Here is a 24500-nt window from a genome sequence, read left to right on the forward strand (position 1 = left end):
CCAAACAAGGATGTTTGGCGAGTTTGTGCTGCGTCTGACAAATTTGTCTGGAACAAATTTGAACATCTTAGCAAAGCGAAGATGGCCTCTAAGAGGCGAGTATCAGGATGATACAAGTAATTGCGGAGGGCAGCCGTAGGCCACATTCTGTAGCCAAAGCGTGGGATTGCAAAGGGAATTCGCTTTAATTCCCTTTGCTCGGACGTGGTCACTGTGGCTATTTTGTTCACCTAAGGTCAAAACGTCCGAAACTTTGCCCTACTATAAATAGACCACGAATTTAAACCGCCACAGCGTAATCACCAAGATTTCCAACCACGCTTTCAGCATGGACGGCGGGGGCGGCACGATTGTGGCTTCGCAGCAACAGCGCAGCCCTAAGGGAAAATGCCCCAACTTACGCGGGGGCTTTATTCTTTGATAGATTATCCTTTATTTGTACCATAACCGCCCCCGTGGCCCAGGATTAAGAAACAAAAGCTAAGGTGCGGTGCAAATACCATAGCCGCTGCGCCTTATGCCTATCATGTTGCTGTCGTCTTTACCGATGATGCCGGTGCTCGAGTGGACAGCTGAGTAACCGTCCGCAAAGTAGGATGAGCCGACGAAGCCCGCATCAGAGTAACCTTTCATGTAGCCCCACTCCGTGAAAAGCCCTGCTCCTATGTAGCGCTTGTACCGGCTGACACCACGTACCGAATTGCTTAAATCCCTTGCCTTTGGCATGCTATACCCCAACCGATTACACCATGTTTTATGAGCTGAAGATTTTTTGAATTCACTACCCCGATTGACGAACCACTGCCTCAACACAAATCCATAGCTCACCTTATTACCACGACTATCCCTTCCCACCAATTCAAATGTCTGCGGCAAAGATGGCTTTATAAGCGGACTAGGATCAGCTGACTGCATTTGAGTGCTATCCGCACTAGGACCTCTTAATGTTATCCGTGTTACATAACTAGATTTATCTATAATCCATTCATCAGCTTGTATGGTCTTTCCTGTTGGGGATGTGAATGTACCAGAACGTGGCCTTGTCCAACTCACCGTTGCCGTTATATTACCACTCGTGATAACTGACCAACTCAACTGACTTGCATCAACTCCATCTATGAGCAAATCAAAATACAACCCATCAGCGCCCGTTGTAGGAAAATTTCGGTCGTAAGATGATGAACTCGTTGACTGAACTAAAAAGCCCTTAGTAGGATTCCATATATTAGATGGACCTGCGTAGTCGTCTGTACCAAATTTTAGATTCGGCCTTACTGAACAAATAACTGGCTGCGGTGAGTTCGGATTAATATAATAATCTACCGTCCCTCCACTGAAACTAATACTCCTTGGCACGCCATACTGTGTTGTTAAAGTTCCACCAGAACTTTCTAACCTTACCCTATAAGGCGCACTACATATACTTAATCCATCACTACGACTAACGGCACTACCATCTCTATCCGTAAATGATACCGATATATTCCCAGTAGCCGTTACTCCATTTGTACCCTGCCCATCTCCATCATCATCCCGCCAATAATTATATCTATTCACTAAATCATTTAAACTCACTGAACTGACTGATGATGGAATTAACATATCTATATCCCCCAAAGTATTTCCCACATAAGGCAAACTTATTGGACTTGTCGCACTTGATGTATTTGTCGACGGCGTAATAACTCGACCATTCTGCAACTTGATAAACAATAAACTATCCGTTGAAGTTTCTTTTGTCAGCCCCTCATCAAACGTTAAATACGGCGCACTACCCTCAATTATCTTTGATGTATGCGCTGTTAATGCCTGCGAACCCTCCGAATACGACAATAACAACAACGAAAATTTAGGTAATTTAGACAACTTCAAGAGCTTTGGTGATAAAAATAAGAAATGAGTCTGATTTTGACTATGACCAAAATGAAAAAAATTTAAGGCGTAGGTTTGGCAGACCTTATACCAGCTATGATAGTTATGATAACGCATTCCGATTGCACCGTTAAGTAAATTTATGTCTTTATTTAATTTTTTAAAATTATCTGCTCAATTAGCGAACATTCCATTGCTTTAAATGGCGTTTGAATCATAAACTATTGATTAATAATGTGCTACTTTTTTTTGCTAAAATTTTGTAAATTTTTATTAAATAGGTAAGGTTAAGCTTTTGTTGGTGTATTTTTGGGAATAGTTTTGATAGTGTTTTTTGAACAAAAAACAATAAAATTTTAATTAAATCAATAACTTTTATGACATATTTTTGGTTGATTAGATGACAATTATTAAGGCTCGCTATTCTTGAGTTTGCTGGTTTGTTAGTTGTTAGCGTTTTGCCTAGGTTGTATAAGAGTCTTTTTTAACCTGTTAAAAAGTCTTAACTAAATTATGAACACTTCATGTTTAATTAGTAACAAAAAAGGACAAACAATGAACTATCTGCTATAATTCTGTCAATTTTTACCGTTACCACGTATCGTGTTTTAATTAAATAAATTTTTTATTAAAGGAAAATTTTCTTTATGCCACTAAGTAATAATCAAAAATTAGGCCTATTTTGCCTCACGCTGTTTTCCGTTTTTTTTATTATTTTAATGCAAGTTCATTTAATGCCAGCTGTGATTGCCGGTTTATTAACCTATACATTAACGCAAAAATTAGATGAATTTTTATCACGAAAAATGATACGTTTTAGCCATCAATCAAAATTAGTTTCGGTACTAGTACTCACAACACTGATTATGAGTATTTTTATTGGTGGTTTTTGGTATTTATTTGCTTGGTTTGTTGATATGGCGAAGCACCCTACCGAAACATTAACAAATATGAAATTAGTAGTAAATAATGTAGTAAACAGTCTGCCGTCAAGCGTGACCCATTATTTACCTGATGATATTGATGAAATTGAATCAACTATAATGGTTTATCTTAAAGATCATGTCTTTTATCTACAATCTATCATCAAAAAAGTATTCCATGATTTAGTTATATTAATTGTGGGAATGATTATTGGATTAATCTTAGGTTATAAAGAAAATCAACGCAGTAGCAGTGATAATCAAATTAAACAAAGAGCATTAACTAAAGCCCTAAAAACCAGTTTAAATCGATTAGTGGTAGTATTCCAATATGTAGCGATGTCTCAAGTTGTGATTGCATTGTTTAACACTATCATGACCGCCATTTTGTTATTTATTATTTTGCCTGTGTTTGGTATTCATTTACCGTTTAGCAAAAGTTTAGTACTAGCAACATTTATTTTTGGCCTTATTCCAATTATTGGCAATTTAATTGTCAATGTCTTAATCTTTTTTGTTGCATTTACAGTATCATTCACCGTTGCAATGGTAATTATTGTTTATTTAATTTTAATTCATAAAATGGAATATGTACTTAACGCTAAAATAGTAGGAACAAAAATTCACGCTGGTATCTGTGAATTATTAATTGCGATGCTATTTTTAGAGACTCTTTTTGGCGTTATTGGTTTAATTTTTGCACCTATTTTTTATGCATTTATTAAATTATCTTTAAAAGAACTACGGATTATTTAAACAAATTTCTATATTGAACTTCAATAATGTAATTCATTAACGTGCAGCCAAAGCGAATTTGGCTGCTAGCTAAATGCTCTATGTAAATTAACTTAATCGGCTAAACTAAGCGGGCGAAAAGAAGCCTTAGAATCTTTTCGAATTCTTTCAGGTAGAAAATTGATTTTATTTAGGTTTTTCTTGTTATTTTTTTAATAAAATCAATAAATTACAGGCTATTTCTGTTTATTATTGCGGTGGGATTTATTTTTCTGGAATAAGCGCTTTTACTATCTAGTAGCAAAAGCGCATAGCTAGCCTCATCGCCCCGCCTAACGCAAGGGCTTTGTTCTTTGCTAAATTATCCTTAATTCGCACCATAATCCCACCCGAAGCCCAAAAAATCAAGAACTAAAAACAAAAGCTAAGGCGTGACGCAAAGCCCCTCATAACCAACATTCAAAGGGGTACGCAACACTTCACCGTCAAACGAGGTCACAGCAAAGTACGTTTTGTTATCTGTTGAAGGATCACTTACCGAGTAGCCATCGTTACCGAATCTTGCCCCGTAGTAATAATACATTTTGCCCCACTCTGTGAAAAATCCTGCCCCAATTCGACGCTGATAATGATTACCACTTGATGACGGCGTAGCGCCCACAACACCTCTACATAAATCATTGTCTGGGTTTTGATCGTAATCAAGACAGATGGCATTGGTGAGGTCTTTTGCTTTCGGAAGTCGATAGCCTAAACCATCACACCATTCTGCGTGTGATGGAACACCAGGCCATCTGTCATCTGCATCGCGGAGAACGAACCATTTCTGTAATACAAATCCATATGTTACAACTCCATTACCCTCGCTATCTTTACCCACTAATTCGAATGTCTGCGGTAAATTTGGCTTATAAACTAGACCTAGGTATGATGGACTCTCTGCTAGCAAAGAATCATTCAGCTTAGGACCTGTTAGAGTAACTCGCGTCACATCTTCTGGACCATCAAACCACTCATCCCGTATTCCTATCTTCCATTCTACTGTAGCAGTTATACCCTCATGCGTAACAGGTTCCCAAGTCAACTGACTTGCATCAATGCCCTCTATGTCTAAATCAAAATATAATCCATTAGCACCCGTGGTCGGAAAATTAAGCGCATATGATGAGGGATTGATTGATTTCACAAAAAATCCTTTTTTTGGATTCCATATGTCAACGGGACCTGCGTAATAATCTTCTGTGCCCCAAACCAGATCTGGTCTAACGAAGTTGATAAATGGTGATGGCGATAATATGATTGCATCGCTACGATTACCTTTTTTGCCAACCAATGCCTGTGAATACCATGAAAACGACAATAACAAGAACAGTACCAACATCACCGGAACTTTTGGGGATAACTTCAAGGATACCAACGAGATGAGAGTAAAAATTCGTCTAATAGGGCTATTCTGGGAATTTAAGACATAGGTTTGCCAGTGCTGGTGTCTGGTGTCTGGTGTCTGGTGTCTGGTGTCTAAAATGATAATGCATTATGGTTCACCTGTCAAGTAAATTGTTGTTTTATTTATATTTTGCTTGTTTACCTGCTTGTTAAATAAGCTATTTTTTAAATTGATGAAAGTATAACCGTTTAAAAAAAGTTTGGCTAGTTTTTTGGGGTATTTTTTGGAAAAATTTGTTAGGCGTAACTTTGATTAGGTTTTATAAAAAGATTTAATTAATTGAAATGTTTGTTCTTTATTTAAAGCAAATATTACGGAAGCTGCATCATTTAGGATCTATCTGTCTGTAAGTGACAACCCAATATATCCATTTTTATTAAGTGTAGGAATTACTCGCGTTGTTTACAGTAATTTGAGAAACGACAGCAATGAATATACATAAAAAAACAAAACTAACGCCCTATCACAGACAATAAATATAGCGTTTATATCATAAAAAAAATAACCGTTACCGATTTGTCTAAACATTTTATGTTCAGTCGTCCAACCATTTATAGCACCGAAAGGCCTCATGAGACATTAAATTGCATGACTCCCATTGCATATAAAACACGAAAACTGATAGCATAATTTGGTACATGAATCGTGTATTCACTATGAAGTATTTACACAACGGTTCACTTTTTAGGTTATATTTTTTGTAAAAAATATTCAGGAATCTATACCGTTTGGTCATTAATTGAAACTTCACAGTAGCTATTTGAGAAAACAGAGTGATCACTATCTTATTCAGCAAAAATTCACGAAAACAGCCAGCCTTCAAATGAATGGGTAAGCCGAAAGAGTAATATGTACTTTAATGGCAATGTAGCATAATCAGCAAATCATTAGTGATTAAAAAGATAAAAAACAAAAATTTAAACCATTTTCGGTAAAACATCTTATGAGTTTTTAGAAGATTATTTTAATCATGACATGTAAAAACCCGACGTTTTCCTACATGTAAATTTTTCATCGCCGTTATTTTTGAAATATATGCTATAATGGTGCTTTATTTTTAATAAAAAGAGAGATTATTTTGCAGCAGTCGTTACAAGATTTTATTATTGATAAGATTGATGATCTAAAAGGCAAAGACATTGTCACCCTTGATGTCCGCGGTAAATCAAGTATTACCGATTATATGATTATTTGTACGGGTACTTCAAACCGTCATGTTTCGTCTATCGCAGGGCATTTGCTTGATGAAGCCAAAAAACAGGGCCATTTGGTGTTAGGCAGTGAAGGGCAAAGTGATGCTGATTGGGTCGTGGTTGATATGGATTCAGTGATTGTGCATATCATGCAAGAAGAAAGCCGTCAGCTTTACGAACTTGAGAAGCTTTGGAGTTAATTGCGTGAAGATACAGCTTATTGCTGTTGGCAATAAAATGCCAAACTGGGTTACGACTGCTTTTGATGATTATCAGTCACGGTTTCCTAAAGATATGCCTTTAGAACTTGTTGAAATCCCCGCAGGTAAGCGCACTAAAAATGCTGATATTGCCCGAATTTTGGATAAAGAAGGCGAATTGATGTTAAATGCTTGCGGTAAAAGCAATCGCATTGTGACTCTTGATATTCCAGGTAAACCTTACACAACGCATAATTTAGCTGAACAATTAGAACGTTGGAAAATAGACGGACGTGATGTGAGTTTATTAATCGGCGGGCCTGAAGGTTTATCTGCTGCTTGCAAAGCGGCAGCACAGCAGAGTTGGTCGCTGTCGCCACTTACCCTTCCCCACCCTTTAGTACGCGTCATTGTGGCTGAAAGTCTTTACCGTGCATGGAGTTTAACCACTAATCATCCTTATCATCGTGAATAATTAAGGTAATAAAATGAGCGCCATTATTTTAGATTTGCAAATTGCTACAGAAGATACACTAAATTTACCAACCGAAGCGCAAATTTTGCAGTGGTTAAATGTTATTATACCTCAATTTATGGATAATGCCGAACTCACTATCCGTATTGTTGATGAACAAGAAAGCCAGCAATTAAATAATACCTATCGTCATAAAGATAAACCCACCAATGTATTATCTTTTCCCTTTGAATCTTCCATTGAGATTGATGTTCCTTTATTGGGCGATCTCATTATTTGTAAACAAGTTGTTGAAGCCGAGGCCAAGCAACAACATAAATCATTAACTTCACACTGGGCCCATATGATTGTACATGGTTGTTTACATTTACTGGGTTATGATCATATTCTTGACGAAGAAGCCGAAGAAATGGAAAATATTGAAATTGCTATTATGCAGCAATTAGGATTTGAAGATCCTTATCAACCGATTGACGAATAAAAATATGCAATTAATCGTTTAGTTAAATGGCAATTTAACTAACTCAACAAGCATATAAAATAAGTTACATTAATAACAAAGCAAGAAAGGAAAAGAGCAAATGAGTGATGATAATCACCGGAGACCTAAAAAAGGGTTTGCATTATGGTTAAGTCAGTTATTTAATTCAGAGCCAAAAGATAAAGAAGAACTTATCGAGGTGATTCGCGAAGCCGAAGAAAACGAACTTATCGATCCAGATACCCTTGATATGATTGAAGGCGTAATGGATATAGCAGAGCAGCGCGTTCGCGATATTATGATTCCCCGCTCTCAAATTGTGACGATCAAAGATAATTATTCGCTTGATGAATGTCTTGATATTATTTTTGAACATGGGCACTCACGTTATCCTGTCATTAGTGAAGATAGAGATCATATAGAAGGCATTTTATTAGCTAAAGATCTTTTGATTTTTATTCGCCAAGGTGTTGATAATTTCGATCTCAAAAAAATCCTTAGACCAACCGTTGTCGTACCAGAAAGTAAACGTGTCGATCATATGTTGAAAGAGTTTCGTATGCAGCGTTACCATATGGCGATGGCTATCGACGAGTTTGGCGGTGTGTCAGGACTTGTGACTATCGAAGATATTTTAGAACTTATTGTTGGCGATATTGAAGATGAATATGATGAGGTAGAAGATCGGGATATTCGCCGCTTAACGCCTTCAGTTTATACAGTGCGAGCCCTTACACCAGTTGAAGATTTTAATGAAATTTTTGCCACTGATTTTAGTGATGACGAAATGGACACCATTGGCGGGCTGGTGATGCAACATTTTGGACGATTACCTTTACGCGGTGAAAGCATTACTATTGATGGTTATCAATTTAAAGTCACCATTGCAGACCGAAGGCGAATCATCCAATTGCATGTAACTATTCCTGAAGGAGCAACTGTGCCCAATTTAGAGCTACCTGAAAATGTTTAAACAAATCTTATTAAGCCTAATTTTTGGTGGTATAGCGGTTTTTAGTTATGCCCCATTTCATATTTGGCCTTTAGCTTTTGTCTCGTTTGCTGGGCTTTTATGGCTTATTGCCGACAAAACGAAAAAACAAGCCATGTTACTCGGATTAAGTTGGGGCATTGGCTATTTTACGGCAGGGATACACTGGGTTTATGTTAGTATTCAACAATATGGCGAGTTACCTACTCTGGTTGCCATTATCGTTTTAGGCCTTTTAATTGTATATTTGTCGCTTTACCCGATGCTATTTACTGTTTTGTTAAGCATAGCAAATCGTTTTACTGGGCAATTTTCATTTAAACAGCTTGTGCTTGTATCTCCAGTACTTTGGCAAGTAACCGAATTTTTACGTGGTTATATCTTAACCGGATTTGCTTGGTTGCAACTTGGTTATAGCCAGCTTGATAGTTCTTTACGAGCCTATTTCCCTCTAATTGGGATAGATGGCGTTAATTTATTGTTAACTATTTTATGTGGGTTATTCGTTTATTGTATAAAGACCATAACCAGCAAAACACCAAAGCGGCACGCACTTGGTGCAATTATTGCACTGTTTACGATCTTTTTTGCACCAATTTCATTCAAGAATATTAATTGGACTACGATAGATAATACTCGTTCGGCTAATTTTGCTTTAATTCAAGGAAATATTTCGCAGTCAATTCGTTGGACAAAAGAGCAACTCAATGACACGTTACAAACCTATGCAAAACTAACTCAAGAAAACATTGAAAAAGATAAAATTATCATTTGGTCAGAAGCCAGTATCACCGATTACGAAATAAATCAGCAATCTTTTTTACAATATCTCGATAATGAAGCTAGAGCTCATAATACTGAAATCGCTGTAGGTATTATAGATTATCGCTTTGGTGAAACAGGATATCAAGCTAACGGAGATCTCTACAATACTTTGTTGGTATTAGGTGAAAAAGAACCTTATCAATATCCAACAACTAATCGTTATCAAAAACACCATTTAGTGCCTTTTGGAGAGTTTACACCACTAGAATCAGTACTTGAACCAATTGCTGAATTGCTCAATATTCCTATGTCATCGATGAAATCTGGCGAAGCAAAACAGCCTCAATTACAAATAAAAGACTTTAAATTTACCACGGCCATTTGCTATGAAGTGATTTTATCACATTTAATGTGGCAAAATTTTACCGCAGACAGCGATTTTTTACTGACCGTATCAAATGATGCATGGTTTGGTGATAGTATTGGTCCTAAGCAACATCTGCAAATGGCGCAAGCTAGAGCATTAGAATTTGGTAGGTCTTTAATCCGTAGCACAAACACAGGCATTACCGCAATTATCGATCCACACGGCAATATTGTTAAACAGTTACCACAATTTAAAACAGCGGTTTTATCGGCAACTGTATCGCCCACAACGGGTTTAACGCCTTATGCAAGATGGGGAAATTGGCCTTATTTTGCTATGATGGCACTAATGCTTATCTCACTTTTTATAAAAAAACGTTCATAATTAACGATACTGGCATAATTATTGCTTAAATATAATTGGATTTAACTAAGTATTGGTGTAATCAATCATCGTAATATTGCGTTAATTATTGGTTACATCTAGCTCCAATGATAGATAAATAAACAGTAAAAAGTACTTTTATGGTAAAAAATAAGTTATAATATACGCCCTTTGTAAAAATATTAAAATTATTTAATATGATACAAACTAAACAGTAGGAGACAAGCATGAACAAAAAGACAAAATTAACCAAATTAGTATTATCATTTGCAATGTTAGGACTAATGACTGGTTCGGCTGTTGCAGAAGAACTGAGTGGTACATTGGCAAAAATTAAAGATAGTGGTGTTATTGTTGTTGGTCATCGAGAATCTTCTATTCCATTTTCCTATTATGGTGATAATCAAGAAGTTATTGGTTACTCACAAGATTATTCTAATTTAATCGTCGATGCGGTTAAAAAAGAATTAAACTTACCTGATCTTAAAGTAAAATATTTACCAGTTACTTCTAAGACGCGTATTCAACTACTTAACAACTATACCTATGATTTCGAATGTGGTTCGACAACTAATAATCTTGAACGTCAAAAAACAGTTGATTTTTCAGACAGTATTTTTATTGTTGGTACGCGCTTCCTAGTTAAAGCGGATAGCAATATCAATAGTATCGAAGATCTAAAAGGTAAAAATGCGGTAACGACAGCAGGTACAACTTCTGAAATCCGTTTAAACCAAATCAACAATAAAGATAACTTAGGTATTCGAATCATTACACCAAAAGATCATGGTGATGCGTTTAATGCGTTAGAAACAGGTCGAGCTGCAGCATTTTTAATGGACGATGCGCTACTTGCAGGCGAACGTTCTCGTGCAATTAATCCTGCTGAATGGAAAATTGTTGGTGAACCGCTTTCTTATGAAGCTTATGGTTGTATGTTGAGAAAAGGCGATACTCAATTTAAACAATTGATGGACAAGACAATTGCTGATGCGCAAAAATCAGGAAAGGCTTTAGAATCCTATAACAAATGGTTTACTCAACCTGTTCCGCCAAAAGGCGCAAATATGAGTCTTGAAATTTCGCCAAAAATGGTTGAGCTATTTGCCAATCCTAATGATAAAGCATTAGATTAATACTTTTCTTATCTTTCTAATCCAATGTACTAAATGAATTACATTTAGTACATGATCTAATTTAGTGAATTAAATATATTATGAGTTTTAATTGGACACTCTCTTTTGAACCTATTACAGCTTTATTGAGGAGTTTTTTAGACTCCATTATGAGCTTTAATTGGATGCTATTTTTTCAATCCACACCTTATGGTGATGGAGTTTACTTAAATTGGCTATTAGATGGCATTGTTGTGACAGTTTCATTAGCTGTGACTGCTTGGATCATCGCCTTTGTGCTGGGGTCACTGGTAGGGATATGTAGAACTTTAGAAAATCAGTTTCTAAATAACTTTGCGGCAAGTTATATTCAGCTATTTCGTAATATTCCATTACTGGTGCAAATGTTTTTGTGGTATATGATACTACCAGTAATATTAAGTGGTAGTGTACGAACTTGGTTTACATCTGACTTATCACCGAATATAAGCGCATTTATCACTGCCGCTATTGCGTTAGGGCTATTTACATCTGCGCGTATAGCAGAACAAGTAAGAACAGGTATTCAAACTTTACCTAAAGGTCAACGATATGCTGCTATTGCACTTGGTTTAACTAATCAACAAGCTTATATGTACGTTTTATTACCAAATGCTTATCGACGTATTATTCCACCATTAACGTCAGAAATGACCAATATTATTAAAAATTCATCGGTTGCTTCAACAATAGGATTAATTGATTTAATTGGTGAAATTGATCGCATTAATGAGTCAACCAATAGCATTATCGAAATATTATGCGGTGTCACAATTGCCTTTATGCTGATTAACTATGTAGTGATTACTGTCATGCGAATTGTCGAAAAACATACTCGTTTACCTAATATGAATCACGGAGGATAAAATGCAGTTATTTCATTGGATTGCCGATATACCTTCACTAGTATTAGATAATTATCACTTATTATTAAGTGGATTATGGTTAACAACTAAAATCACTCTTACTGCTGTGGTTTTCGGTATTATTTGGGGAACAGTACTGGCATTAATGCGTTTATCAAATAATAAGCTACTTAATGTTTTTTCTAAATGCTATGTCAATTTATTCCGCTCCATTCCACTATTATTAGTGTTGTTATGGTTCTATTTAGCTCTGCCTCAGGTCATTAAATACCTATTTAACTTGCCACCATATGCAGATGTACGTATTGCATCAGCGATGATTGCTTTTGCACTGTTCGAAGCTGCGTATTATTCTGAAATCATTCGTGCGGGTATCAATGCTGTTGCTAAAGGTCAATATCATGCAGCTTATGCATTAGGTATGACCAAAAGCCAAGCAATGCGTTTGATTATTTTACCTCAAGCCTTTAGATCTATGGTGCCATTGTTATTGACACAAGGTATTATCTTATTTCAAGATACCTCTTTGGTTTATGTCATGAGCTTAATTGATCTATTTGGCGCAAGTGTGTCGCAAATCGGTAATACACAAGGTGGTACCGTCAAGTATTCTATGATTATTTTTGCAGCTGCAAGTTATTTTATAATTTGTTTCACTGCTTCATGTTTAGTTAATTATTTCAAGAAAGGGATAAGTCGATGATCTCCTTAGAAAATATATCAAAATGGTATGGACAATTTCAAGTATTAAAAAACTGCACAACTCGAGTCGGTAAAGGCGAAGTTGTGGTGGTTTGTGGTCCTTCAGGTTCAGGTAAATCAACTTTGATAAAAACAGTAAATTGTTTAGAGCCTGTACAAAAAGGCAAAATTATTATTGATGGAACTGAAGTTACAAGTAAAGCGACTAACTTAGCAAAGTTACGCTCTAAAGTGGGTATGGTATTTCAACATTTTGAACTATTCCCACATTTAACTATTTTAAAAAATCTCACCCTTGCACAAATTAAAGTGTTAGGTCGAGCCGATGAAGAAGCTCGCGAAAAAGCGCTTAACTTGTTAGAGCGCGTTGGTTTACTTGCTCATGCAGATAAATACCCTGCACAGCTTTCTGGCGGTCAACAACAACGTGTTGCCATTGCTCGTGCGCTATGTATGGATCCGATTGTAATGTTGTTTGACGAACCAACCTCAGCACTTGATCCTGAAATGGTGAATGAAGTATTAGATGTGATGGTTGAGCTTGCTTATGAAGGAATGACCATGATGGTTGTTACGCACGAAATGGGCTTTGCACGTAAAGTTGCACATCGGGTTATCTTTATGGATGCAGGTGAAATTATTGAAGATACGTCAAAAGAGCAGTTCTTTACTAATCCACAATCAGATCGAGCTAAAGACTTTTTAGCTAAGATTATTCATTAAGTTAATTATTACAGGGCTTATCGCCCTGTTTTAGTGTTTCTTCCTTGATTTATCCATCATTTTATAAAGAATTATCTGTATTAGCGCATTTAGAAAATCAACTCAACCATTGTTCTGCAATAAACTAACTAAACCACTATGCCTTTGTGTTTGTGATTTAATTGCTTGTGACAAGATTGCTTCAGTCGCATAAATTGAAACGGCTTTTTTAGCGCGTGTAATTGCTGTATAAAGCAAAGAACGGTTAAGCAACGGCGAATAATCAGTCGGTAAGATAATATTCACATCATCGAATTCTGAACCTTGCGATTTATGGATTGTCATAGCGTAAGCTGTTTCATGCTCAGGTAATCGAAATGGCGAAAATCCTTTAATAGATCCATCAGCAAACGGGAAATATACACGTAATTTTGCGCTATCCTTTTCGGCCATTAATGTAATGCCAATATCACCATTATACAGCCCTAGTGAAGCACTATTGCGTAAAATCATAATTGGCCGACCAACGTACCAAGTTTCTTTGCTTTTTAAGTGAATCAATTTATTTTTGGCTAATAGCAACTCAATTTGCTTGTTTAAACCCTCTACACCAAAATATCCTTCTCTTACGGCACAAAGTAAGCGATATTCGGCAAATTTAGCTAAAACTGCCGCAATATCATTAGTTCCATATTGCTTAATGACATTTAAATAATGTTTATAGTGATTAATACTATCATGTAAAACATCTTTATAAGCTTGTTGGGATGAAAGTGCATGATATTGGATATCACTTAATGACTCATCGTTTAATAATTTTTTAACGACAGTTGAGCGCCCCTCTTTAACTGCATTAGCCAACAATCCAATACCAGACGATTTGTTAAAACGATAGCTTTTTTGTAATAAGCAAATACTGTCAGTGATTGTCGCTGTTTGCTCGCAAGCAGGCACAACATAACCCGTTAATTGACTTAGCTCTTTTGCTCGTGGCTCACTATAACCATGCGTAATAAAGGTACACAGATCACCAAATACCGCACCAGCTTCGACCGATGAGAGCTGATCTTTATCGCCCAACAAAATTAAACGCGCAGACGTGGGTAAGGCTTCAATGACTCTTGCCATCATATTTAAATCCACCATTGAGGCTTCATCAATGACTAACACATCAACATGCAACGGGTTATTTTTATCATGCTTGAATGAACGATTATCTGCTTTTGCACCTAATAAACGGTGTAAAGTGATCGCTTCTGCTTTTATATTGAGTGATGCAAAAGCGAGTTGTTCAATTGTGCGACTCAATGATTCGGTTAATCTTGATGCCGCTTTCCCTGTCGGGGCCGCCGTAATAATTCGCGCATTCGGCGCAGTTAACAAAATTCCAGCTAAAATTTTAGCGACAGTGGTTGTTTTACCTGTACCAGGTCCGCCCGAAATAATCGCGACTTTACGCGTTAATGCCGCAGCAACCGCCACTTTTTGCCAATCAATTTCAGCGTGATTATCAGTAAAAAGCTGATTAAGTATAGTATTTAAATCAGCATCGCAATTTGATTTTTTATTAAGGATTGTGTGATTGAAATATTGAGCAACATTTTTTTCATCCATCCACATTCTTTGAAAATAGAGTTTATTTTCAATAAAGATAAGCGGAGATAAATTTGTTCCATCACTCACAATTTGACTATTTTGTGCTTGTTTAAGTGCGTTTATCCAATCTTGCTCGTTTGGCGAGCCTAAGGCTAACCAAAGCTGCGGTTCAATCGTAGGTTGGTTTAGGTAACTAAGATCCAAGCAAACATGACCAGATCTTACTTCTTTACTTAGCGTTATCACTAAAAAACTGAATCGTTTGATCGTAATATCATCATTTAGCTTTGCTTTATTCGTTAAAAATACTGCCAAATGAATATCCAGCAAACTAATTTGATTGTCTTGTTTAAATTGGTTTAACCATTCGTTTAACATACTGTATTTTCTGTGATTCACTCATTTATAATCCAATTATATCGTTAACTTTATCTTTTGGATAAGTCAGTTTAAAGCTTAAACTAAGATTTTTATTTTCATTTGGATTCAACTTAAACTGCCACATTAATTGACCGGTTTCTTTATTATAGTTTGTACTATCATATTTAGCCTCATCAAGTACTACTGCCTTATTGATAATATTTGGTAGCTGATCATAAACAACAATATCAATGGGTAGCGATTTGGCATTTTTTACATCAATGGTATAGGCATATTTTTGTGAAATATCATTGCCAAATAACGAAGGTTTTGATGTTTCATTAATATTACGATTACGTGAAATAAAAATATTGTTATCTTTTCCTAAAGAGATATCTAGTGTTTCTTTTATATCTTTAGTAGTAATAAAACTTTCGCCAATATAATTACCGTTAAAAAATACCGTAGACTTTCCTGGCAAAAGGTTAAGTTTATCCCAATCAGCAATTTGCGCTTGTAAGTACACACTGCTATCTAATTTAGGAATAGCAATATAATGATATTTCGCTTCCACTTCTTTGTTTTGTAAAGTAAGAATATTACTGTGGCTATTGGATTTAATGGTATAAGGCAATTTGACCTCAAAGCGGGTATTGATACCTAACGTTTTAGTTAATACATTATCATCAGGACGCACTGATCTTGACGCTTTTGCACTTATTTCATCATAATCTTTTTCGCTCTTAGAAAAAAAGAATCCACCTTTTGTGGTATACAAATCGATATACCAAGGCATTAAATCAGGGGCAGTTATTCCATCACTAGGATTAGATGTCGATAAACTAAAATCCACATTTTGCCAATCTAAACCACTATTTTGATAAATGTCTGCTTTATAAGTGAGTTGTAATGGAGAATTGATATCCGCAACGCGCACATCATAAACAGGCGCCCAACCAGCTTTATTGGTGACGTACGATAAAGTTACTGGCAAGCTAATATCTTTATCAGAATAAACTTTTACGGTAATTGCATTGGTCAAAGGCTTGGTCAACGCTTTTTGTTTATCAATCTTATTTTGGCATTGTGCGATTTGTGCATCAATCTGATCGACTTCTTTCTGTAGTTTGTTTTGTTCATTTAAGACCGTCACTAAATTTGTTTTAACAAATTCCAACGCATTTTTCATTCCGTCTAAATCGTTATTTAAATTTTTAACTAACAAATCTAAGCGATTCCCCTGTAAAAGGGTAACTTGTTCAGATACGGCTTTTAATTGTATTTCGACGGTATCATGTTTTTCTTGTAATTGCTTTAACTCGTCAAGTAAAGGTTTAATATCTGCGCTTGGTTTATTATCGCCAACATAGTTATCATTTAATGACGTTGATAATACTTTCACGTTAGCATCATTACCAAATCCTACATTAATTGAATTTGCTTTGACACCATCGGCAATGCCAGTCAATAAAATTTCACTTTCCCCTTTACTTAGTAATACCGTTGATTGCCCCTGCAATTCAGCTCCTTGTAAAAAAAGCGTTACTTTATTGAGTGTGACATTATTGTTTGCTAAGACACTGCTAGAAGTAAATGCAATAAAAAAAGCTAATTTTTGAATTTTCATATTTTCTTTTCAATCGAATTAGAAAGTTAATTATTGGAATATATTTAAGTTATAGGCAAACAACAAACAGCCACTACCTAAAATCATTAATGGTAAAAGAGTATTCACTATTTTCAGCTTAATTGCTATAAATTTTAATAAAGCTAAATAAAAATAAATTATTTTATGTTTAACATATTGAACAATAAATTAAAATAGTTTATATTTTGTTTAAAATAAAAAACACCAAAATAAGGAGACTATTATGAATAGCTTCAGTTATCTAAAAAAAGCAATAAAACGGAAAAATATGTCATTGCAGACAGTTGCCGATGCTTGCCAAATGACTAAGGGTTACTTAAGTCAGCTCATTAATGATAAAATTAAAAACCCTAGCGCACAAAAATTACAATCGCTCCACCAATATTTACAAATCGAAGAATCCACCAAAAATAAGAAAGTAGGCATCATTTTTGGCAAATTTTATCCTTTACATACTGGACATATCTATCTTATTCAGCGCGCAATTAGCCAAGTTGATGAACTGTATGTCGTGCTTTGTTCCGATACCATTCGTGATATGGCATTATTTGAACAAAGTGCGATGTCTCGCCAACCCACAATCAATGATAGAATTCGCTGGCTACTGCAAACCTTTAAATATCAAAAAAATATCCATATTGAATTATTAGAAGAAGACGGCATTCCTACTTATCCTAATGGGTGGCATGAGTGGAGTGAACGAGTTAAAAAACTGTTCCAAGAAAAAGGCATCAAACCGGATTGTGTTTACTCAAGTGAACCACAAGACGTTAAGATGTATAAAGATTTATTTGATTTAGACACAATGCTCATTGATCCAAAACGACAATTTATGCAAGTCAGTGGCACTCAAATTCGCCAAGCACCCCTGAAAAACTGGCAGTACATTCCAACTGAAGTTAGACCATTTTTTGTCAGAACTGTCGCCATTTTAGGTGGTGAGTCTAGCGGTAAATCGACGTTAGTAAATAAACTAGCGAACGTATTTAATACTACTAGTGCGTGGGAATATGGACGCGATTATGTATTTTCACACTTAGGCGGTGATGAGCGCGCCTTGCAATATGCCGACTATGACAAAATTGCACTAGGACACGCTCAATATATTGATTTTGCGATAAAACATGCCAATAAAGTTTCGTTTATTGATACTGATTTTGTCACAACTCAAGCTTTTTGTAAAAAATACGAGGGTAAAGAACATCCTTTTTTACAGGCGATGATCAATAATTATCGTTTTGATTTGGTTATTTTGTTAGGTAATAACACACCATGGGTTGCCGATGGTTTACGCCATTTAGGCAGTCCCAAACAGCGCAAAGATTTTCAACAGTTATTGATAACATTATTAGAAAAAAACAACATTAACTATATACAAATAGATTCTCCTGATTACGAAGTGCGTTATTTACGCTGTATTGAACTAGTTAATCAACTTATCAACGATGAAGAGTAATAAATTATGAATAAATTAAACGATCTTACCATTTCAATCGGACGCAATAAATTTTATCCATTTTTTTGTATATTATGTGTCACGCTAGCATTCTTATACACCGATCCATTTACTCAATTTAATTTACGCTATACGGCTTCTTACATAGGCGCTTTTTGTGGCCTACTCTGTGTCATTTTATTAGCAAAACGTAAAAATATGGGCAATGTATTAGGTATGTTTGCCGTAGTTGCAGAATGTTGTGCTAATGTTCTTGGAGGCAATATTGGTGCAGGACTACCGCCTGTTTACTATTTTTGTTCACACATCTACGGTTTATTCACTTGGCAAAAAAATCTTGATAACCATAAAAATGTTAAAGTCCGTTCACTCAATGAAACTGCATTTTTATATGCACTCATCTTTTTGATTGTTGCTGCTTTTTTCAATATTTACTTAACCAATGAAATAGGTGCAACCAATACAAGCTACCAACTCATGGCTAACTGTTTCATTTTTGGATTAGGCGTTGTTGCTCAGTTATTATTAATGTTGAGATACTATTTCAACTGGTATTTATGGGTCATATTAAACGTATTGGTGATTGGTTTAAATATCTATACCGACAATATCATTATCGCAACACAGTACTTAATTTATCTGTTTAATGCTATTTATGGGATTTGTGAATGGAAACGTTCTGAACAGGAAGAATAAATATACCAGATTTTGTCAAAAAGTTTCAGAAAACACTATGTTTCAGTATAAAAATAGAAAATAAGTATTTTATTTTCTATTTTTTATTTGACATCAACAGCAATTATTCTATATCGCCTTTAACCAAAGGTACAAATATCACCTTGCCCATATTTTTGGCTACAAAGTTATTGCCATCACGCTCAATTAATTGTAGAGCCTGTGTATTTTTACCAACAGGAATAACTAATCGTCCTTTATCTGCCAATTGTTCTAACAAGCTTTGTGGCACTTCGGATGCAGCTGCGGTAACGATGATGCCATCAAAGGGTCCTCGTTCAGGCCAACCTAACCAGCCATCACCATGACGCGTTGAAATGTTGTGAATATCAAGTTGCTTTAAACGACGTTTCGTATTCCACTGTAGGCTTTTAATTCTTTCCACTGAACAAACATGCTCAACTAACTTTGCCAAAACAGCGGTTTGATACCCAGAGCCAGTCCCAATTTCAAGCACTTTAGAATTAGGCTCTAATTTTAATAGTTCCGTCATCTTCGCTACAATATAGGGTTGAGAAATAGTTTGACCATTGCCTATTGGAAGTGGACGATCATCATAAGCTTGATGCGAAAGGGCTTCATCAACAAAATGCTCCCGTGGAATTGAAGCGATAGCATCTAAAACATACTCGTCTTTTATTCCTTGCTGACGCAAGAATTTAATTAGGGATTGCATTTTTAGATTTTGCATTTGGGCTACTCATTTTCCATTATTAATTCACGTATCACACTTGTTGCATAACAACCTGATGGCAAATAAAAATCGATCTCAAGAGTGCTATCATCCAACCATTGCCAATTAAGCTGATCTGCTCGTAATAATATTGACCGTCTTGCTGTTTCGACACGTTCTTTTTTGAATAGATTATTAAATTCAGACCAACTTTCTAAACATTTTTGTTCAAAATCAAATGCTTTAAAGCGTGTTCCGAGTGGTGAATCTCCCACCATTGGTGCGGTAATATTAATTTCACCATTTTCAAGTCGTTGCTGTAATAAATCGAGTTCATCTTCTTGTGCAACAAACCAGCTACCACGCTGTGCTAGTTGTAATATATCGCCATCTAACACAATTTGATGTAAATTTTGAGCTATTCGTTGGCTGACAATATCATTAAAAATCGCACTACGTGCAGCAGAAAGATAAAAGCTACGCTTTTTACGATCTTTAACCGAAATCTCGCCACTAGCCCATTTTATGGCTTGGGTAATATTATTTTCATCTCGACCAAAACGCTGCTCACCAAAATAATTAGGCACGCCATGTTGTTCGATTAAGACTAATTTAGATTCGATTTCAGATTGGGTATTTAAATTTCTTAATCTAATTTTAAAATAATTACCCTTTAATGCACCTATTTTTAATTTCTTATTATGCCGAGTGACTTTTAGTATCTGGCAACCGGCTAAATCAAATGCCGAAAAATCAGGCGTTTGCTGACCAGGCATATGTAAGCTAAACCACTGCGTAGTTATCGCTTGACGATCTTTTAATCCAGCATAACTCACAAGCTTGGCTGAAATACCAACATATTTAGCTAACTGCTCAGCCACAAAAATAGTATTACAATCACGTTTTTGCAAAAAAACTAAAACATGTTCACCATCGCCAGTCAACTCAAAACCAAGATCTTCTGTAACCATAAAATCTTCATGTTGCTGTTTATACTGCCCTGTCGTGGTTGGTTTTCCATATAAATAATTAAGTTTTGCTAACACTTGTATTGCCTATATTTAAATTTAATCTGCTGTGGACTTTTTGGTTAATAAAACAACCGCTTGGCACGCAATGCCCTCTTTACGTCCTGTAAACCCTAATTGCTCAGTCGTTGTCGCTTTTACACTAATTTGATCAAAATGCACTTTTAGATCTTCAGCGATATTAACCCGCATTTGATCTACATGAGGCCGCATTTTGGGTTCTTGTGCGATGATAGTAGTATCCAGATTCACAAGTTCATAACCTTTAGCTTGAACTAGGCTGTATACTTCTGTCAATAATATACGGCTATCTATGCCTTTATATTTAGGATCAGTGTCTGGAAATAGCTTACCAATATCACCTAATGCTAATGCACCAATTAAGGCATCGGTTATTGCATGTAATACGACATCTCCATCAGAATGCGCAACAAGGCCATATTGATAAGGAATTTTTACGCCAGCAAGAGTTATTGGCCCCTCACCACCAAACTTATGAACATCAAATCCATGACCTATTCTCATATTTTCACCTATTTGGAATCTGCTTAGTCAAATAAAAAGTAGCCAATGCTAAATCTTCAGGACGCGTTATTTTTATATTATCTCGGCGGCATTCAATCAATAAAGGATGCCCGCCACAATATTCAATCGCTGAAGCTTCATCTGTAATGGCAACATGATGATTTAAAGCTTGTTGCAAACATGATTTTAATTCACCGGCATTAAATAGTTGAGGCGTTGCTGCGCCCCATAAATAAGTTCGATCTTCAGTATAATCAATAACAGTGTCATTATTTTGATACGCTCGTTTTATCGTATCACTAATACGGGTGGCTAATATGCCACCTTGTTTTTTATTTGTTACCATTTCAATTAGGCGCGTAATATCATCATGATCAACACAAGGCCTTGCTGCATCATGAACTAAAGCCCACTGCTGATCATTTAACAGTTGTAATCCGGCTAACACAGAATCAGCGCGAGTTTTGCCACCTAAAGTAACTTTAATCTTATCGTGTAAGGCGATCGAAAGGGTATTAAATAAGTTATCTTCCGGGCTGATTACAACAATAACTTTCGCAATTTGAGGGTGCGTTAATAATTTATTCAGCGTATGTTCTAAAATCGTCTTTGAACCAATTTCTAGATATTGTTTGGGGGTTTGGCTATTCATACGGCAACCAATTCCTGCTGCCGGCACAATAGCGATGATATCATGAAGATTATTTATGTTATGCATTATCGTTTTTTTGTATCCGAATCAATTATAATTCGATAAAAATATTCATTAGATTTAACCATCCCTAAATGGCTACGCGCACGCTCCTCTATTGCTTCATAGCCACGTTGTAAATCATCAATTTCAGCAAACATCTGTTCGTTACGAGCCTTTAACTTCTCGTTATCAGCTCGCAAATTGACTAACATTTCTACATTGCCTTGATAGTCGTACACGTTATTTTTTCCATACCATAAAGAATACTGTAGATAACCTAGTATAACCAATAGCAATAAAGGGAGCTTCCATCTTCTCATGAATTTAGTCTTATCCCTTATCTATATACATTTAACTGGTTTTGGTAAGCCAGCAAGTTTAGTCGCTTGTTTAGCTGGGCCTTCGGGAAATAACTTATACAAATAACGACTATTACCCTTTTCTGCACCAAACTTTTTTTCCATCGCTTTAACTAACGCGCGTATAGCTGGTGAGGTTTTATATTCTAAGTAAAAATCACGAACAAATAAAATCACTTCCCAATGTGCATCGGTTAATTCAATGGACTCTTTGGCTGCCAATTTAGGAACCAAATCAACACTCCAATCCTGCCAATTTTTTAAATAACCTTTATCATCGGTTTCTATCTGTTCTAACATTTTTCAAAGTACGCTATTTAATTTATGTTGTATTATACCCAATTAATCAAAATCCAACACTAATTTTGCAGGCAAATACCTCATCGATTGCTTAATTCCCATAAAATTTGATGAAATTTAAAGCAAACGATAAAAAATCTTAAAATAGCTATTTACAAATCAGCAAGTCTCCTTTAATATTCACAGCCATTGCGGAAGTGTGGCTGAGCGGTTGAAAGCACCGGTCTTGAAAACCGGCGAGGGGCGACCCTCCCAGAGTTCGAATCTCTGCGCTTCCGCCATCTTCTTTATGTATCAATTAAAACTCCACAAGATAGAAAATAAATATTTCTTAGTATACCATATAATATGATATATCATTCAAACAGCTAATAGTACTTTGCTAGCTAATCTAAATTATTTACTAGTTAATTTTGCTTATGTATTGATGGTATGCTAAAGCTACTAATTAAATCAACTAAGAACGAAAAAGATTATCAAGATGCACTAGTGCCGATTTAACGGCTTTTTAATCAAGAATAGAAGGTAACCCTGAATCAGAGCTGTTAAAAGTCATGAGCATTTTGTGACTTTCTGTCATTAAAGTGCAGGCTAGCAGGCTCTAACCTATTCGGCGCCCCGCATAACGCAGGAGCTTTGATCTTTGATAGATTATTCTTGATTAGCACCATGACTAAAAATTAAGAATAAAAAACAAAAGCTAAGGCGTGACGCAAAGCCCCTCATAACCAATATTCAAAGGGGTGTGCATCACTTGACCGTCAAACGGGGCAACGGCAAAGTACGTATTGTCACCAGTAGGATCGCTTGCTGGGTAGCCATCGTTACTGTATCTTGTTGTTCCGAAGTAATAATACAATTTTCCCCATTCTGTGAAGAATCCAGCTCCAATTCGACGCTGGTAATAATTACCTTCTGATGACGGCGTAGCACCAACGGCACCATAACAATCACTGTTGTCTGGATCGTTATTACGACAGACTGCATTGGTGAGATCTTTCACTTTCGGAAGTCGATAGCCTAAACCATCACACCACTCTGCGTGGGTTGGAATATTATCTGGTCTGTCGTCTACATCGCGGCCAAGATACCATTGCTGTAATACAAATCCATATGTTACAACCCCATTGCCCTCGCTATCTTTACCCACTAATTCGAATGTCTGCGGTAAATTTGGCTTATAAACTAGACCTAGGTATGATGGACTCTCTGCTAGCAACGAATCATGCAGATTAGGACCTGCTAGGGTAACTCGTGTCACATCTTCTGGACCATCCATCCACATATCCCACCCATTTGTTATATGTTCCCATCTTACTGTGGCAGTTATGCCCTCATGCGTAACAGGTTCCCAAGTCAATTGACTTGCATCAATGCCCTCTATATCTAAATCAAAATATAATCCATCAGCACCCGTGGTCGGAAAATTAAGCGCATATGATGAGGGATTGATTGATTTCACAAAAAATCCTTTCTTTGGATTCCATATATCAATGGGGCCAGCGTTTTCACCTTCGCACCAAATCAGATTTGGCCTAACGAAGTTGATAAATGGTGATGGCGATAATATTATTGCATCACTACGATTTCCTTTTTTGGCGACCAATGCCTGTGAATGCCATGAAGACGACAATAACAAGAACAAGAACAAGAACAAGAACAAGAACAAGAACAAGAACAAGAACAAGAACAAGAACAAGAACAATGCCAACGGAACTTTTGAAGATAATTTAGATAATTGTTTAGAGGATAACTTCGAGGATATCAACGAGATGAGAGAAAAAACTCGTCTAATGTGATTATTTACGAAATTCAAGACATAGGTTTGCCAGTGCTGGTGTTTGGTGTTTGGTGTTTAAAATGATAATG

General features: G+C 36.1%; 23 protein-coding genes and 1 tRNA gene. 13 read left to right on the forward strand and 11 right to left on the reverse strand.

Annotated elements, in window-relative coordinates:
• Window positions 1-480: 480 nt before the first annotated feature.
• Window positions 481-1866, reverse strand: coding sequence for a hypothetical protein (locus ACYIAM_RS08345; RefSeq protein ID WP_483747937.1), 1386 nt, complete (start codon window positions 1864-1866; stop codon window positions 481-483).
• A 653-nt stretch (window positions 1867-2519) separates the two neighbouring features.
• Here ACYIAM_RS08345 and ACYIAM_RS08350 point away from each other — a divergent pair.
• On the forward strand, window positions 2520-3551 hold the full coding sequence (locus ACYIAM_RS08350; protein ID WP_483747938.1) for an AI-2E family transporter: 1032 nt from the start codon (window positions 2520-2522) through the stop codon (window positions 3549-3551).
• Between the two features lie 403 nt (window positions 3552-3954).
• Here ACYIAM_RS08350 and ACYIAM_RS08355 read toward each other — a convergent pair whose 3' ends face one another.
• Window positions 3955-4911, reverse strand: coding sequence for a hypothetical protein (locus ACYIAM_RS08355; RefSeq protein WP_483747939.1), 957 nt, complete (start codon window positions 4909-4911; stop codon window positions 3955-3957).
• Between the two features lie 1141 nt (window positions 4912-6052).
• Between ACYIAM_RS08355 and rsfS the strand changes: the two genes are divergently transcribed.
• The 9 genes from rsfS to ACYIAM_RS08400 all read left to right on the forward strand — a co-directional run bounded on the left by rsfS (window position 6053) and on the right by ACYIAM_RS08400 (window position 13278).
• On the forward strand, window positions 6053-6370 hold the full coding sequence (gene rsfS / locus ACYIAM_RS08360) for a ribosome silencing factor (RefSeq protein WP_065585972.1): 318 nt from the start codon (window positions 6053-6055) through the stop codon (window positions 6368-6370).
• Window positions 6371-6374: 4 nt separating this feature from the next.
• Window positions 6375-6845 carry a 23S rRNA (pseudouridine(1915)-N(3))-methyltransferase RlmH gene (gene rlmH, locus ACYIAM_RS08365; protein ID WP_174797597.1) on the forward strand — a complete coding sequence of 157 codons (471 nt, stop codon included), beginning with the start codon at window positions 6375-6377 and terminating at the stop codon, window positions 6843-6845.
• Between the two features lie 13 nt (window positions 6846-6858).
• Window positions 6859-7326: an rRNA maturation RNase YbeY gene (gene ybeY, locus ACYIAM_RS08370; protein WP_483747940.1), complete on the forward strand. Its 468-nt coding sequence runs from the start codon at window positions 6859-6861 to the stop codon at window positions 7324-7326.
• Between the two features lie 100 nt (window positions 7327-7426).
• Window positions 7427-8299, forward strand: coding sequence for a CNNM family magnesium/cobalt transport protein CorC (gene corC / locus ACYIAM_RS08375; RefSeq protein WP_483747941.1), 873 nt, complete (start codon window positions 7427-7429; stop codon window positions 8297-8299).
• Window positions 8292-9833 carry an apolipoprotein N-acyltransferase gene (gene lnt / locus ACYIAM_RS08380; protein ID WP_483747942.1) on the forward strand — a complete coding sequence of 514 codons (1542 nt, stop codon included), beginning with the start codon at window positions 8292-8294 and terminating at the stop codon, window positions 9831-9833. Before corC ends, lnt begins: the two co-directional genes overlap by 8 nt.
• 227 nt (window positions 9834-10060) lie before the next feature.
• The gene (locus ACYIAM_RS08385) at window positions 10061-10969 is read left to right on the forward strand and encodes a glutamate/aspartate ABC transporter substrate-binding protein (protein ID WP_483747943.1); all 909 of its coding nucleotides are present in this window, start codon (window positions 10061-10063) and stop codon (window positions 10967-10969) included.
• A 149-nt stretch (window positions 10970-11118) separates the two neighbouring features.
• Entirely contained in the window at window positions 11119-11853 is a 735-nt protein-coding gene (locus tag ACYIAM_RS08390; protein WP_483747944.1) for an amino acid ABC transporter permease, read from the forward strand.
• Between the two features lies 1 nt (window position 11854).
• Entirely contained in the window at window positions 11855-12556 is a 702-nt protein-coding gene (locus ACYIAM_RS08395) for an ABC transporter permease subunit (protein ID WP_483747945.1), read from the forward strand.
• Complete coding sequence (locus tag ACYIAM_RS08400) at window positions 12553-13278, forward strand: amino acid ABC transporter ATP-binding protein (protein WP_174797590.1); 726 nt, start codon at window positions 12553-12555, stop codon at window positions 13276-13278. Before ACYIAM_RS08395 ends, ACYIAM_RS08400 begins: the two co-directional genes overlap by 4 nt.
• Window positions 13279-13380: 102 nt before the next feature.
• Here ACYIAM_RS08400 and recD read toward each other — a convergent pair whose 3' ends face one another.
• Both recD and ACYIAM_RS08410 read right to left on the reverse strand, forming a co-directional pair.
• Window positions 13381-15231, reverse strand: a complete 1851-nt coding sequence (gene recD, locus ACYIAM_RS08405; protein WP_483747946.1) for an exodeoxyribonuclease V subunit alpha — start codon at window positions 15229-15231, stop codon at window positions 13381-13383.
• Between the two features lie 25 nt (window positions 15232-15256).
• Window positions 15257-16840 (reverse strand): mucoidy inhibitor MuiA family protein, encoded by a 1584-nt coding sequence (locus tag ACYIAM_RS08410; protein ID WP_483747947.1) that lies wholly within the window; start codon window positions 16838-16840, stop codon window positions 15257-15259.
• A gap of 244 nt (window positions 16841-17084) precedes the next feature.
• On the opposite strand from ACYIAM_RS08410, the gene nadR reads away from it, so the two are divergent.
• Both nadR and pnuC read left to right on the forward strand, forming a co-directional pair.
• Window positions 17085-18317: a multifunctional transcriptional regulator/nicotinamide-nucleotide adenylyltransferase/ribosylnicotinamide kinase NadR gene (gene nadR, locus ACYIAM_RS08415; protein ID WP_483747948.1), complete on the forward strand. Its 1233-nt coding sequence runs from the start codon at window positions 17085-17087 to the stop codon at window positions 18315-18317.
• Between the two features lie 6 nt (window positions 18318-18323).
• On the forward strand, window positions 18324-19013 hold the full coding sequence (gene pnuC, locus ACYIAM_RS08420; protein ID WP_174797586.1) for a nicotinamide riboside transporter PnuC: 690 nt from the start codon (window positions 18324-18326) through the stop codon (window positions 19011-19013).
• Window positions 19014-19116: 103 nt separating this feature from the next.
• On the opposite strand, the gene ACYIAM_RS08425 is transcribed toward pnuC, so the two are convergent.
• The 6 genes from ACYIAM_RS08425 to ACYIAM_RS08450 are packed head-to-tail and all read right to left on the reverse strand — an operon-like array spanning window position 19117 to window position 22631.
• Complete coding sequence (locus ACYIAM_RS08425; RefSeq protein WP_174797585.1) at window positions 19117-19743, reverse strand: protein-L-isoaspartate(D-aspartate) O-methyltransferase; 627 nt, start codon at window positions 19741-19743, stop codon at window positions 19117-19119.
• A 5-nt stretch (window positions 19744-19748) separates the two neighbouring features.
• A complete protein-coding gene (gene truD / locus ACYIAM_RS08430; protein WP_342354078.1) occupies window positions 19749-20771 on the reverse strand; it encodes a tRNA pseudouridine(13) synthase TruD in 1023 nt (340 codons plus the stop codon).
• 21 nt (window positions 20772-20792) lie between these two features.
• A complete protein-coding gene (gene ispF, locus ACYIAM_RS08435; RefSeq protein ID WP_483747949.1) occupies window positions 20793-21278 on the reverse strand; it encodes a 2-C-methyl-D-erythritol 2,4-cyclodiphosphate synthase in 486 nt (161 codons plus the stop codon).
• Between the two features lie 4 nt (window positions 21279-21282).
• Window positions 21283-21996: a 2-C-methyl-D-erythritol 4-phosphate cytidylyltransferase gene (gene ispD, locus ACYIAM_RS08440; RefSeq protein ID WP_174797583.1), complete on the reverse strand. Its 714-nt coding sequence runs from the start codon at window positions 21994-21996 to the stop codon at window positions 21283-21285.
• A complete protein-coding gene (gene ftsB, locus ACYIAM_RS08445) occupies window positions 21996-22292 on the reverse strand; it encodes a cell division protein FtsB (protein ID WP_174797582.1) in 297 nt (98 codons plus the stop codon). The genes ispD and ftsB overlap by 1 nt, the downstream gene beginning before the upstream one ends.
• 21 nt (window positions 22293-22313) lie before the next feature.
• Window positions 22314-22631: a TusE/DsrC/DsvC family sulfur relay protein gene (locus tag ACYIAM_RS08450; RefSeq protein WP_174797581.1), complete on the reverse strand. Its 318-nt coding sequence runs from the start codon at window positions 22629-22631 to the stop codon at window positions 22314-22316.
• Between the two features lie 193 nt (window positions 22632-22824).
• On the opposite strand from ACYIAM_RS08450, the gene ACYIAM_RS08455 reads away from it, so the two are divergent.
• Window positions 22825-22912, forward strand: a tRNA-Ser gene (locus ACYIAM_RS08455).
• Between the two features lie 419 nt (window positions 22913-23331).
• On the opposite strand, the gene ACYIAM_RS08460 is transcribed toward ACYIAM_RS08455, so the two are convergent.
• The gene (locus ACYIAM_RS08460) at window positions 23332-24093 is read right to left on the reverse strand and encodes a hypothetical protein (RefSeq protein ID WP_483747950.1); all 762 of its coding nucleotides are present in this window, start codon (window positions 24091-24093) and stop codon (window positions 23332-23334) included.
• Between the last annotated feature and the right edge of the window lie 407 nt (window positions 24094-24500).

Source organism: Gilliamella sp. X-60 (genome assembly GCF_057063585.1).